Source organism: Rhodonellum sp. (genome assembly GCF_030656585.1).
Classification (GTDB): domain Bacteria; phylum Bacteroidota; class Bacteroidia; order Cytophagales; family Cyclobacteriaceae; genus Rhodonellum; species Rhodonellum psychrophilum.
On record NZ_JAUSPP010000046.1, the window covers coordinates 1 to 12726 of the forward strand.

Sequence of the window (12726 nt, forward strand, 5' to 3'; positions counted from 1 at the left end):
ATATTTTAATTTACTGATAATCAATTAGGAGTTGACTATTTTTGACTTCACCCTATTGGTGTCAGGAATTATTCTCCCAATAGTCTGATTTTCTTTCAGTTTCAATCCCATTTGGAAACCTATTGCATATTTCGGGTTAAATTGGGGATGAAACTTAATTTTTCGGGAAATAATCAATAGAAATTTTATGTCAATACGGGTTTAAATCAATGGGGTTTAAACCCGTATTAGGTACTTGCAAATCAACTTCAATATGAAATTGATTAATGGTCAGTCAATTGTCTGCTATTTTTTTTGACGACGCCACATCGGAAATACTTTATGTTCTCCGATAGTCTGATTTTCTTGCAGTTTCATCCCGATTTAGAAACGGAATAAATATTTGGCGTTCAACCATTCCACAACTAATCGATTGCCATGTATGCACGGCACAAAAAAACCTAGACAGGGTCTAGGCCAGTTCAATCCGAATTCAAATGTTTATGACAATTATCAGTCTGGAAGCAAAACCTTATCTACAACATGGATGATGCCATTGGATGCAACCACAGTACCCAAAATCTTGGCGCCATTGATCATTTTGGAGCCATCCGGAGCTATCTCGACCATCAAACTGTTTCCATGCACTGTGCCTAGCTTGCGCCCATTTACGAAATCCTCCGGCTTATAAACCCCGAGCAGTACATGATATTCAAGAATATCCCTCAACTGCCTTTGGTTTTCCGGCTTGGTGAGGGTTTCAACTGTTCCTTTTGGTAACTCCCCAAATGCATTATCATTTGGCGCAAATACCGTGAAAGGGCCAACATTGGAAAGTGCATCAACGTAGTTTGCCGCTTTTAACGCTGCCACCAAGGTAGAGTGGTCTTCAGATCCGATAGCCACCTGAACAACATTTGGATTGGAAAAATCATCCGCCACAGCAGATTGGCCGGCTTGGGAAAAACTTTCATTGGAATTTTCAGAAGTACCGGATTCCGGTGCGGAACAGGACATCATCATGATGAAAAATCCTGAGGCTAAGAGTGATTTTAAAATTGAACTTTTCATTGTTTTAGTGTTGGTTTGAGTATGCAAGATAATAAAGGATATTTTTATCTTAAATGACTTTCGTCATCCTAAATCATGAAAAAAACCATTGATTTTCATTGTAATTTTTTTCCTTTTCTATGGTTTTTCCAGCTTGGATAAATTGTCCTTTTTTCCCGAAGGGAAATTGACAGGGTCGTGGAGATGGTCTTGGAGGACAGAAAGACCTCAGAAGGAATTGCATCCATGTTATGCATTGACATTTCTATTCCTTCCTGAAATCCCTCTGTAATCAGCCAGTTGTGAACTGTTTTTGACCTCACCGTATCGGTAATACGACTTGTTTTTACAATGACCTGATTCTCTTTCAGTTCCAATCCCAATTGGGAGACCTCAGGCATATTTCGGGTTTAAGCCAAATCAAAGTTACAACCCATCACTCCTGATGTGAGATTATTGACTTCTCAAAAAATTGTCCGCACATCAAGGAGCGGGCTTAGGTACTTTTTTATCTCTCCGGCAGTACAAGTGAAATTTCTTATCCTTTTTTGGCGGTGAATTTGGGAAACAAAAAAGGATGCCGTCACATTAATATTACGAATAGCGGCTTCGATTTTGCTTGATTGAAACACTAGGGAACACTACCTCAGCAAACAAGGTGTCAGGAGTTTTAATTTTTTCGAATTCTTGTTCAATAAGACCTTCAAAATTTTTGGGTTTTTTAAAGCTATTGTAAAAATGTTAACCTTTAGGTTTTAAATTAAATCAATTGGGTTTTAAAATCCCAGACATCTGCTCTTTCACCCACTTCAATACCAGCGCATTGGATACGCTTTCTGACTGGATTTCTATGATTTTGGGATGGATGGATTTTTTATAGAATCCTTCCAAAGCCGTATCCAATTGGTCTTCATCCGTACAATTGACATATTCAAATCCATATTCCGCAGCCAAATGATTGGCGGAAAGGGCCTGTTCAGTTTCAAAATATTCTTCGAGTTCAGGTTGGTTGGCTGGGCCTTCGATCAACCTGAATATCCCGCCTGCATGGTTGTTCAGCAGGATGATTCTAAGGTTAGGCATCGTGTAATTGTGCCAAAATGCATTGCGATCATAAAAGAATGCCACATCTCCCGTGATGATCGTTACCTGATCTTTGGTCGTGAATGTGCAGCCTACAGCTGTGCTGTTTGTGCCGTCAATGCCACTGGTTCCACGGTTGCAGATGATTTCCTGTTCCCGCATCCCAAGGAGATTGACGTACCGAACTGCCATGCTGTTGGCAAGATGGATTTTGGTATTCTCGGGAAGTTTTTCCAGACATTTCTGAATGGCTTTGTATTCACCAAATGGTGCTTCAGTAATTATTTTGGATAGATTCTCTCTAACCAATTGATCCATTTTTTTCCAGCCTTGAATGAATTCGGTATTTCCCGAAGAGACATTTTCCTTAAGGAATTCAAGAAAAAGACAAGGGCTTGTTGGAATATGAAAGGCAAGGGATTGATAGGTGTCCGGAACGTATCCTCCTGGTTGAATGTGCCAATGAACTGCTTTTGATTTTCTCAGGAAGAGTTTCAGGTTTTTGGAAATAATGGATTTTCCAAAGGAAACGATCAAATCAGGATTCAAGAATCCGTTTATTTCTTTCAGACCTAGAAAATGATCATGACAATTGATGGTTTGCGCAGATTGGAGATTGGAGAGGTTATCGGTAACGACTATTGCCTTTTGTGATAAAACCAACTCATCCAAGAATTTTTGGATTTGTCCATTCGGCCGTTGTTGCCCTGGGACGATTAGGATTTTGCTGAATTTATTGAGTTTTGACCGGAGCTTTGCTTGTGTCTCCTCCGAAAGAGTAGGGAGTACAGAAATTGCTTCTATAAGATTGATGTTGCTCGAAAAATCAAAGATCTCGCCTTTTTCTGGGTAGAAAGGCTCTCTCAATGGAATATTGATATGGACAGGTCCGGCAGGATAGCTGGTGGAAAGAATGAGGGCTTCATTCACCATTCTCTGTGCATGCCATTCCTTATCGGGATGGCCAAATTCATCGGGGAATTGAAAACTTGCCTTTACGTGCTCCCCGTACACATTGTTTTGGCGAATGGTTTGTCCATCCCATTGGTCGATCCATTCAGGGGGTCTGTCTGCTGTGATCACCAATAGCGGGATTTGTTGAAAATAAGCTTCGGCTATTGCAGGGAAATAATTGAGTGCTGCAGATCCACTTGTACAAACCAAAACAACTGGTTTTTCCAATTGTTGGGCCATGCCCATAGCGATAAATGCAGCAGAGCGTTCATCCGCAATGGTTTTGGTTTGGATGTCGGGATGCCTTACGAAGGCCAATGTAATGGGTGCGCACCTGGAACCTGGGGATAATACTGCATTTCTGATGCCTTTTTTGGCGCAGATGGCCACAAGGTCGATTATTGGTTTGAGGATCAAAGTGAATTTTCTAGATTGAGGTGTTGGGAGATGATTTCACATTTCATTTCGGTTTCTTCCCATTCTTTTTCCGGGATGGAATCTTCGGTGACTCCAGCTCCGGCATACAGCAAAGCAAAACCATCCAATAATTGTGCAGTTCTAAGATTCACATAGATGGAAGTTTCCTCTTCTATGTTCACAGGGCCGATAAATCCCGCAAAAAGGCAGCGGTCAAATTTTTCATTTTCCAACAAAAAATCCAAAGCAGGCTTTCTCGGCATGCCACAAACGGCAGAGGTAGGGTGCAACAATTCCAACATGACCGAACCCAATTGCTGAAAATTGGTCCTGCGCATGTCGACTCTAAAATCCGACCTTAAATGGAGGAGATTTCCTGCCAAAACCGTCTTTGGGCCCTGTTCATCATAATCGCGCAATCTGATTTTTTTAAAGCAATCCACAATGTATCTACTTACCAGTGCTTGCTCTTCTATTTCTTTTTGAGTCCATGCAACAGTTTTCAGGGGATTGTCACCTCTGGCTTTTTGTGTCCCAGCGAGTGCCATGGTAGAGAAATTATCTCCTTTGGTTTGTATCAAAACCTCTGGGGAAGCACCGATCCAAGAACCAATGCTCGGAATATGGAAGAAATTGATGAACGCATTTGGATAGGATTTTACCATGCTCAAAATCGATTTGACCAAATCAAAATCCTGATTCAACTTCAATTTTTTTGTCCTTGCAGGTACAATTTTATTGAGATGCCCTGCTTCGATGGCGGCAAGTCCTTTCTCCACCAAAGTTAGGAACGCCTCTTTGTTTGTTTCTCTCGAGGTTTTGGAAGAATTAATGTTTTCAAAAATCGCCTTTTTTATGGTATCTGAAGCGGCTTTTGAAGTCTCAATCCCCTCTTCAAGTACGGGCAAGGATTCCTGTTCTTCCAAGGGATAATTCAAATCAATTTTTAAATATTGATTGGCTTCCAGAAAAAATGCTTTTTTATCTTCTTGGTCCACAAAAGGGTGCACGATAAATCCAGCAGGCAAAACCTCTATTTGCAAGGGGGTTCTTTTCAGGTTCCCCGTAGTGTCTATCAGCACTTGTAAAAAAGATGATTTGGGTTTTCTCCACAATGCCACTTGGTGTCCTTCTGACATTGCATTGGCAAGTACATTTCCCAAATATTGGTTTAGCGTGTATATTCCTTTTTTTAAGGTTGTATCCATCATTGGTTTTTTTCCAAAATCGCCATGGTTATCCTGCTGATACAGCTCAAATCACCACTTTCTGTATAAATTCTTATTTCCCATACTTGGGTCTTTTTTCCAAGATGGATAGGGGAGGCTACCCCTCTCACAAAACCCTCCCTGACAGATTTAAGGTGGTTGGCATTGATTTCCAAGCCGACACAAAATTGCTTTTCCTTGTCAAGGGTGAGCGTTGCGGCCACACTTCCCAGAGTTTCCGCAAGCACTACATTTGCCCCTCCATGTAACAGCCCAAGGGGTTGTTTGGTTCTAGAACATACGGGCATTGTTGCCTCTAAAAAGTCAATTCCTATTTTGGTAAATTCAATTCCCAAAAAATCCGTCATTGTGTCTTTGCCCCAATTATTGATCGTGTCTAAAGCAAGGTTTTTGGGAAATATCATATTATTTGGGATAAAAGCTTTTTCTTTGAAATCTAGAACAAAAATAGAGAATCTTGCTAAGTAAAAAAATCTTCTTAGTCCGTCACGGACAAACAGACTATAATCTAAAAGGAATCGTTCAGGGAAGCGGAATAGATGCTCCCTTAAACTGGAACGGACACAAGCAGGCAGCTGCATTTTTTGATGCCTATAAAGATGTTCCATTCGACAAGGTTTATTATACAGGATTGCAAAGAACCCGGCAATCCATCCAATCATTCATTGACCTGGGGATTCCCAGTGAATCCATTCCTGAGCTCAACGAGATCAGTTGGGGGAGATATGAGGGAGTGCCGATGACTCCTGAGGAAAATACCTATTACAATTCCATGTTGGAAACATGGGCTTCCGGCGATTTGGATTATGCCATCGAAGGTGGTGAGAGTCCAGTAATGGTCAGTCAAAGACTGGAGAAGGGAATTGAAAAAATACTTGCTCAAGAGGGAGAGACCATCCTTATTTGTATGCATGGAAGAGCCATGCGCATTCTTCTTTGTTACTTGTTGAGATATGACCTGAGATATATGGATGTTTTTTTACACCAGAATCTCGGTTTGTATTTACTACATCGGGATGACCTGGGTACATTCAAAATAGAAAAATTCAATTCTGGAGATCACCTCAAGGAGCTGGTGCTGATTTGACAGCTCTTTCAGCTTTTTTGATTTTCTGGGTTTTTTCCTCGAAGGAGGCCAATAATTCCTGATAAACCTCTTTTGATTCATTCAAGTCAATAATTTGAAAGGCGATTTCATTCAAGGAAAGTGTTTCATTTTTGTTCAACCTCACAGTGAATTCTCCCAATTGGCATTTGTCCATAGTGGAGTTGGGGATTTTCACCAAAATCGCAGCATCCGAGTTTCCCGAATAAGACCTTGTTTGGAAAATACCCATCAAGCTTAATTCGATAAAAGCAGCAGTGCTTTTGTTTTCCTTCAATTCTGATTTATCGAATATCACCAAGAAAGTCTTTTCCCCAGGGTCTTTGCTGTAAGCAAAGTTGCAAAGGAAACAGAATAATAGAAGTGATAACAATTTTTTCATGTTACCAAACTATAAAAAATGAAATTGAAAATCAAGTGTTTATTGAAAATGAGAATAAAAATAAAAAAAAGCCCGAGATTGTCGGGCTTTTAGAATGCTGTTAGGCTTTGCTTCTTTTTTTCTTTGGAGCGTTTTCCTCCTCGATTTCATCTTCTACACCAGCAAGGATTCTTCCGCAGTGCTCGCAGACAATCAGCTTTTTCTTTTCTCGAATATCGGCTTGTCTTTGTGGCGGTACGATGTTAAAGCAACCTCCGCAGGCTTCTCTTTTCACCATTACTACTGCCAGTCCGTTTTTGGCATTTTCCCTTATTTTGGCGTAAGACTTCAAAAGTCTTTCTTCAATTTTCTTGGAAGCTTTCTCACGGTCATTCCTGAGTTTGCTTTCTTCGGATTCACTTTCTGAAACAATGGTTTCAAGTTCTTCCTGCTTGTTTGTAAGATCCTTTTTTCGGTCTTTCAGGATTTCGTTCAAGGCATCTAAATCCTTGTTTTTTCCTTCAATTCTTACTTGAGCTTCTGCAATTTTCTTTTTTGAAACCTGAATTTCCAAATCCTGAAGTTCCAGTTCTTTTGTAATGGCGTCATACTCCCTGTTGTTTCTGACATTCATTTGTTGTTCCTGGTACTTCTTAATAAGTTTTTCGGACTCCTTGATATTTTCTTTATATCTCTTGATATCATCATCAAGGGCCGCAATATCCTTACTGAATTTTTCGAGTCTTGTTTCGTATCCAATAATCTCATCCTCAAGGTCCTGCACTTCTTCAGGCAGGGCGCCGCGGATTTTGACAATGGAATCTAGACGGGAATCTATTTTTTGAAGATTGAGTATGGCTTCGAGTTTCTGTGCAACGGTACTTTCCATGTACTATATATAAGTTATGGGATTCGTAACTACTTTTGTAAAATAGAGTGCAATATTACTAAAATTTCGTGACAATATCTCCAAGATTAACTCTTTTGTGTAAATTTCGCTTTCGTAATGTCCAATATCACAAATAACCAATTGATTTTCAGCATCAAAGAACTCGTGGTATTTGATGTCCGCTGTGATAAAGATATCTGCGTCTGATTTTTTGGCTTGGTTCAACAGGAAAATTCCTGCACCACCACATACTGCCACTTTTTGAATGGGTTTGTTCAGCAGTCTTGTGTGCTTCAGAATCTTTAGATCCATTTTTTGTTTTAGGAAACTCAAAAATTGATTTTCATCCATGGGACTTGCCAATTCACCGATCATACCTGCACCAACGGACTGATTTTCATTTTCGATCTTTTGTATATAGTAGGCGACTTCTTCATACGGATGGGCGGCCTTAAGCGCATGCAACACCTTTCCTTCCAAATAACTGGGCAGAAGTACCTCGATTCTTGTTTCGGGTTCTTTGTGGGGTTTTCCCTGGCTTCCCTTATGCGGATTGGATTTTTCCGAAGGTGTGTACGTTCCAGTCCCGTCAGAGATAAAGCTGCAATTTGAGTATTCGCCTATATGGCCTGCCCCAGCTGCAAATAAAGAAGCCAACACTTTTTCGGTAGCTTCCAAAGGAGCAAAAGTGACCAGTTTGGACAGGATTTCTTTTTTGGGTTGGAGAATTCTTGTGTTGGTCAATTCAAGTCGGTCGGCAATTTTTTTGTTGACCCCTTCAGCAATATGATCAAGGTTGGTATGCATGGCAAAAATCGCAATGTCATGCTTGATTGCTTTGATTACCGTTCTTTCTACATAATTTTTTCCGGTAAGGCTTTTCAAGCCTTTGAAAATAATCGGATGGTGAGCAACAACCATATTGCATCCTAAGGAAATTGCATCTTCAATCACTTCTTCTGTAACATCAAGTGTACAAAGTATTCCTTTTGCCACATCCAATGGGTTTCCCGTGATCAATTGGGCATTGTCATAGGATTCTTGATAGGCTGGGGGAGCGATTTTTTCGAGGTAAGAAACTATTTCCCTGATCGTATAAACCATAATTTATTTTACTTTTGTTCAAAATTAAGGAAAAATAGCCAATGCGCTGGTATGACCCTCTGCTTTATCCAATTGCCCTTCTGTATGATGGAGTGACCCGTTTGAGAAATGGGATGTTTGACAGCGGACAAAAGAAAAGCACTGAATTTTTGATTCCGACCGTTGTGGTTGGAAACTTAAGCATGGGAGGGACAGGAAAAACCCCCTTGGTAGAATTTCTTATTGAGTTGCTGATGAAGGACTTTCAATTGGCAACGCTCAGTAGAGGCTATGGGAGAAAATCCAGGGGATTTTTGCTCGGGAAGGAAGGGTTGGGGCCACAGGAGATCGGAGATGAGCCTTTTCAGCTTTTGACCAAATACGGAAAACAAGTAACTGTAGCCGTGGGGGAGGAGAGGGTATTGGCGATTCCTGAAATACTTTTTCACCGACCCGAAACAGAGTTGATAGTTTTGGATGATGCTTTTCAGCACAGGTATGTGATTGCCGATTACCGGATTTTGTTGACTACTTATCAAAAACCATTTTTCAAAGACAAAATCATTCCAGTGGGCACCTTAAGGGAAAATGCCAAGGGCGCCAAACGGGCAGATTTGATCATTGTGACCAAATGCCCAGAAGGGATACAGGATGCCCAGAAAATTAAATACAAAGCTGAAATCAGGAAATATTCCAAACCCGATTGTCCGGTTTTTTTTGCAGGCTTGAAATATGGAACACCTTATTCCGTTTTTGGAGGCGGGCAGCAGTTGAAACGAAAAGTGATTTTGGTTTCAGGCATCGCAAATGACCAAGTGTTGAAAGCATATGTGGAGAAAAAATTTGAATTGGTTGAAACAATGACCTATCGGGATCATTATTTCTATACAGTGGAAGACGTTCAAAAAATCAGGGAGAGATTTGACCAATATCGTGATGTGATGGTTTTGACTACCGAAAAAGATGCTGGGAAACTAAAAGATCCTAAATTCCGTGATTATTTGATAGAAATTCCGATTTTTGCCTTGCCTGTAAAAGCTGACCTGAATGAGGCAGATCAGCGGTATATTTATGAAAATATTACAAAAATTGTTCAGGAAAAAGGTTATATCCGTGAGTTTTAAGAATTGGTTGCCCGTATTTTTTCTTATGCTGCTTTTCAGCGAAGCTGCATGGGCCCAAATACCCACCAGACCGATCAATCCTCCTGCCAGAGAAAGACAAACGGTAGATCCTGATCAAGAGGTAAGCTCGGAAAGTGGAGGAAGAAAGAAATTGATCGATGATTCCACCAAGATGGTTTTTGGTCCCAAAACCACCTTGTATTTTTTTGAAAAAGACCTCAAGCAAAACAGAGTTATCAAGCACGAGGTCGACACGGTCTTGAACAATTTCCATTATTATGAGCCAGTGGCCAAGTCAGGTTGGAAATACCAGGATCTTGGGAATTTGGGGACGGCGGCCAAACCTATCTTTTTTCAGGCGCCCAAAATGATCGGGACCACCTCAGGATTCAATGCCTACGATCTTTATTACCACTCGCCTGACAGTCTGAAGTATTTTGATACCAAGTCTCCGTATACGAATATGTCCGCCTTTTTTGGTGGGGGAAATAGAAATATGCTTGATTTGACTTTTGCCAGGAATGTGACGTCCAAGTGGAATGTAGGATTCAATCTAAACACCATTAAAGCGAGGAAAACGCTGAATCCAAATGCAAGGGATGACAATGCCGCAGACCAAACCTCCTATTCGATTCATACCAACTACAAATCTGACAATGACAAGTATATGCTTTTGTCCAATTTCACAAGGATGAAACATACTGCAAGAGAGCAAGGTGGAATCATTCCACCCGAAGTGGATTCCACATCTCTGTATTATACCTATGAAGATGCCAAAGTTTGGCTTAGGAATTCAAGGGCAACGGATTTGAGACAGGATCTTCATCTTTACCAGGAATATGAGCTGCTGAAAGGTTGGCAGGTGTATCACGTTTTTGACAAAAGAAAACAGGTGGTTTCGTTTAAAACAAATCTCAATTCTACTGATTCAACGTTTTTTGATCTGTACAATCCCTTAAGATTCAATACTAGAGACAGTACCGCCAATGAAAATCATTTTTCGGAATGGAGAAATGAAGTGGGTTTCAAAGGGGATATTGGCTTGTTGTATTACAATGCATTTGTAAAATTTCGTACAGGTAAAATGAAAAGTCCATTTTTGGGCAATCCAAATGGATTTGATGAATTGTATATTGGAGGAGCCTTGAGAGGAGATTTGAGTGAAAAATGGAGGTTTGAGGCGGAAGGTGAATACTTGCTTCCTGGTGCATTTAGGATTCACGGTTTGTTCGTCTCCCCTTTTTTGGAAGCCTCTTATACGAAGTCAGTATCCAAGCCAACTTCCATCCAAGAAGTGTACCGAGGAAACCATCACCGCTGGAGCAATAGGTTTTCAAATGTTGGCGTGGATCAGATTCAAGGGGTTATCAAATTGGATTTCCCCAGCTGGACCTTGCGGCCGAACATTACCTTGAACCGAGTAAATAACTATATCTTTTTCAATGAATTTCAGCAAGCTACTCAGGCTTCTGGAGGAGCATTTATGGTGATTCCAGGCTTGAAATCCAGTTTTAATCTCAAGAAAAAGTTTTTTTGGGAATCGGAAATTCAATATACCCTGATCACGGGAGAAGGTGCGGATAACTTCAGGATTCCTGAGCTATTCATCAATTCCAGGGTTTTCTTCGACAGTCCATTGTTTAATGAGAAGCTGTTTGTCCAGATTGGATTAGAGGGAAGATACAGAAGTGATAATTTTGCGGAAGCCTACAGTCCCGCCATCCAGCAGTTTTATTTGCAAAACGCGTTTCAAGTTCTCGCCTATCCGGTGGTGGATTTCTTCCTGAATGCCCGAATCAATCGGACAAGGATTTTGCTTCGGTACAACCACGTCAACAGCAACCTGTTGTCCGAGCCTGGATATTTTGTCACTCCTGATTTTACCGGACTAAAGGGAGCATTGGATATTGGGATCAGTTGGCCGTTGTTTGATTGAGTTGTTTGGTGGTCATGAAGGGAATGCTTTTTCTTTGTTTAAAACCATTTCAAATTCAAGAAAAAATTTCCAATTCCAGTAGAAGATTTCTGTTCAAAACCAGACCCAAAGAGTACAGGTAGCGGGTTTACAGCGCATTTTTTTGATTTTTGAATGTGTAGCCAAAAATAAAGGGAGGATATGGTCCAATATTTAAGGATTATCCCTAATATTATACTTAGTTATGGGTTGTAAAGCCTTATTTTTGTTCTAATATGAACGTTTTATGAATTTGCTCGAAAATATTAAGGAGGCTTTGAGATCCGTTAAAGCCAATTTGCTAAGGACTATTTTGACCGGTTTGATCATTGCAATAGGCATCACCTCGCTGGTTGGCATGTTGACTGCCATTGATGGCATAAAGGCGCAGATAGAAGAGAGTTTTTCAGGATTGGGGGCCAATAATTTCGATATACGGTCCAAGGGGTTTTCTGGAGGAAGAGCTGTTCAGGAGGGGAAGGTGGAAAAATCCTATCCATTGGTTAAATATAAGGAGGCACAGGTTTTTAAGTCTAGTTTTAACAGCATCGGCGCGTCCACCATTTTTTCAACGGTATCTGGTGCAGCCGAAATCAAAAGAGGTTCCAAAAAAACAAATCCAAATACCCGAGTTACCGGAGCAGATGACTTGTATTTTCAGATTAAAGGGATAAAGATAGAAACCGGAAGAAATTTCAGTATGACAGAAGTTCAATATGGGAACAATGTCTGTATCGTTGGCGTGGAATTGATAGACACCCTTTTTGACAGAGAAGAGAATCCACTAAATCAACAGATTTCATTTTTTGGAAGGAAATACACAATCGTTGGCATCCTTGAGAAACAGGGTGGGGTAGGTTCTGGGCCTGGAGCGGACAGAGCGATCTTTATTCCCATTGAAAATGCAAGTAGGTTGGATAGCCGAGGGACTTTCAGATACAGCATTACCGCAAGTGGATCAGATCCAACAAAATTGGATTATGAGATGGGACAGGCCACTGGAATCATGAGAAATATCAGACAGGATAGGATAGGGCAGGAGGACTCTTTCGAGATCGCCAAAAGCCGATCCGTTTCTGAGAGTTTGGAGGAGGTCGCAGGCTACCTTAGGATAGGTGGGTTTTCCATTGGATTCATCACCTTATTGGGAGCCTCCATCGGTTTGATGAATATCATGATGGTGTCCGTGACAGAAAGGACTCGGGAAATCGGTATCAGAAAGGCTCTGGGAGCAACTCCATTGAGGATAAGGCAGCAATTTTTGATTGAGGCAATCGTGATTTGTATTCTTGGCGGGATTTTAGGAGTGATTTTGGGAATAGGAATAGGCAATATCGTCGCCAATATTATCGGACCGGGTGGTTTCTTGATACCTTGGTTTTGGATTTTGGTTGCCTTTGTGATTTGTATTGTCGTGGGACTTGGATCTGGCTATTTTCCTGCATACAAAGCCAGTAGGCTTGATCCTATTGAATCGCTAAGATATGAGTAAAAATTA

The 12726-nt window shown here is 40.8% G+C and carries 12 protein-coding genes; 4 read left to right on the forward strand and 8 right to left on the reverse strand.

The window, feature by feature from the left end; genetic code table 11:
* Positions 1-492: 492 nt before the first annotated feature.
* From Q7J63_RS11555 to Q7J63_RS11575, 5 genes are all read right to left on the reverse strand, one after another.
* A complete protein-coding gene (locus Q7J63_RS11555) occupies positions 493-1050 on the reverse strand; it encodes a fasciclin domain-containing protein (RefSeq protein WP_304886273.1) in 558 nt (185 codons plus the stop codon).
* A 95-nt stretch (positions 1051-1145) separates the two neighbouring features.
* Positions 1146-1430 (reverse strand): hypothetical protein, encoded by a 285-nt coding sequence (locus tag Q7J63_RS11560; protein ID WP_304886275.1) that lies wholly within the window; start codon positions 1428-1430, stop codon positions 1146-1148.
* A gap of 364 nt (positions 1431-1794) precedes the next feature.
* Complete coding sequence (menD, locus tag Q7J63_RS11565; RefSeq protein WP_304886276.1) at positions 1795-3483, reverse strand: 2-succinyl-5-enolpyruvyl-6-hydroxy-3-cyclohexene-1-carboxylic-acid synthase; 1689 nt, start codon at positions 3481-3483, stop codon at positions 1795-1797.
* Positions 3480-4694 carry a chorismate-binding protein gene (locus tag Q7J63_RS11570; RefSeq protein ID WP_304886278.1) on the reverse strand — a complete coding sequence of 405 codons (1215 nt, stop codon included), beginning with the start codon at positions 4692-4694 and terminating at the stop codon, positions 3480-3482. Before Q7J63_RS11570 ends, menD begins: the two co-directional genes overlap by 4 nt.
* Entirely contained in the window at positions 4691-5116 is a 426-nt protein-coding gene (locus Q7J63_RS11575) for a hotdog fold thioesterase (protein WP_304886279.1), read from the reverse strand. Before Q7J63_RS11575 ends, Q7J63_RS11570 begins: the two co-directional genes overlap by 4 nt.
* A 53-nt stretch (positions 5117-5169) precedes the next feature.
* Here Q7J63_RS11575 and Q7J63_RS11580 point away from each other — a divergent pair, with 53 nt between their 5' ends.
* Positions 5170-5799 carry a histidine phosphatase family protein gene (locus Q7J63_RS11580; protein ID WP_019597275.1) on the forward strand — a complete coding sequence of 210 codons (630 nt, stop codon included), beginning with the start codon at positions 5170-5172 and terminating at the stop codon, positions 5797-5799.
* Here the strand turns inward: Q7J63_RS11580 and Q7J63_RS11585 are convergent.
* From Q7J63_RS11585 to Q7J63_RS11595, 3 genes are all read right to left on the reverse strand, one after another.
* Positions 5777-6199 (reverse strand): hypothetical protein, encoded by a 423-nt coding sequence (locus Q7J63_RS11585; RefSeq protein ID WP_019597274.1) that lies wholly within the window; start codon positions 6197-6199, stop codon positions 5777-5779. The genes Q7J63_RS11580 and Q7J63_RS11585 overlap by 23 nt on opposite strands.
* Positions 6200-6299: 100 nt before the next feature.
* Positions 6300-7067 (reverse strand): zinc ribbon domain-containing protein, encoded by a 768-nt coding sequence (locus Q7J63_RS11590; protein ID WP_019597273.1) that lies wholly within the window; start codon positions 7065-7067, stop codon positions 6300-6302.
* A gap of 3 nt (positions 7068-7070) precedes the next feature.
* Entirely contained in the window at positions 7071-8171 is a 1101-nt protein-coding gene (locus tag Q7J63_RS11595; protein ID WP_304886282.1) for a Nif3-like dinuclear metal center hexameric protein, read from the reverse strand.
* 41 nt (positions 8172-8212) lie between these two features.
* Between Q7J63_RS11595 and lpxK the strand changes: the two genes are divergently transcribed.
* From lpxK to Q7J63_RS11610, 3 genes are all read left to right on the forward strand, one after another.
* On the forward strand, positions 8213-9274 hold the full coding sequence (lpxK, locus tag Q7J63_RS11600) for a tetraacyldisaccharide 4'-kinase (RefSeq protein WP_304886284.1): 1062 nt from the start codon (positions 8213-8215) through the stop codon (positions 9272-9274).
* A complete protein-coding gene (locus tag Q7J63_RS11605; RefSeq protein WP_026333560.1) occupies positions 9264-11210 on the forward strand; it encodes a putative porin in 1947 nt (648 codons plus the stop codon). The genes lpxK and Q7J63_RS11605 overlap by 11 nt, the downstream gene beginning before the upstream one ends.
* Before the next feature lie 265 nt (positions 11211-11475).
* A complete protein-coding gene (locus Q7J63_RS11610; protein WP_304886286.1) occupies positions 11476-12720 on the forward strand; it encodes an ABC transporter permease in 1245 nt (414 codons plus the stop codon).
* The last annotated feature ends 6 nt before the right edge of the window (positions 12721-12726 follow it).

Coding starts and splice junctions, on each gene's coding strand:
- Q7J63_RS11555 (WP_304886273.1), bottom strand. CDS start 1,050: ATGAAAAGTTCAATTTTAAAATCACTCTTAGCCTCAGGATTTTTCATC.
- Q7J63_RS11560 (WP_304886275.1), bottom strand. CDS start 1,430: ATGCCTGAGGTCTCCCAATTGGGATTGGAACTGAAAGAGAATCAGGTC.
- Q7J63_RS11570 (WP_304886278.1), bottom strand. CDS start 4,694: ATGATGGATACAACCTTAAAAAAAGGAATATACACGCTAAACCAATAT.
- Q7J63_RS11575 (WP_304886279.1), bottom strand. CDS start 5,116: ATGATATTTCCCAAAAACCTTGCTTTAGACACGATCAATAATTGGGGC.
- Q7J63_RS11585 (WP_019597274.1), bottom strand. CDS start 6,199: ATGAAAAAATTGTTATCACTTCTATTATTCTGTTTCCTTTGCAACTTT.
- Q7J63_RS11590 (WP_019597273.1), bottom strand. CDS start 7,067: ATGGAAAGTACCGTTGCACAGAAACTCGAAGCCATACTCAATCTTCAA.
- Q7J63_RS11595 (WP_304886282.1), bottom strand. CDS start 8,171: ATGGTTTATACGATCAGGGAAATAGTTTCTTACCTCGAAAAAATCGCT.
- lpxK (WP_304886284.1), top strand. CDS start 8,213: ATGCGCTGGTATGACCCTCTGCTTTATCCAATTGCCCTTCTGTATGAT.
- Q7J63_RS11610 (WP_304886286.1), top strand. CDS start 11,476: ATGAATTTGCTCGAAAATATTAAGGAGGCTTTGAGATCCGTTAAAGCC.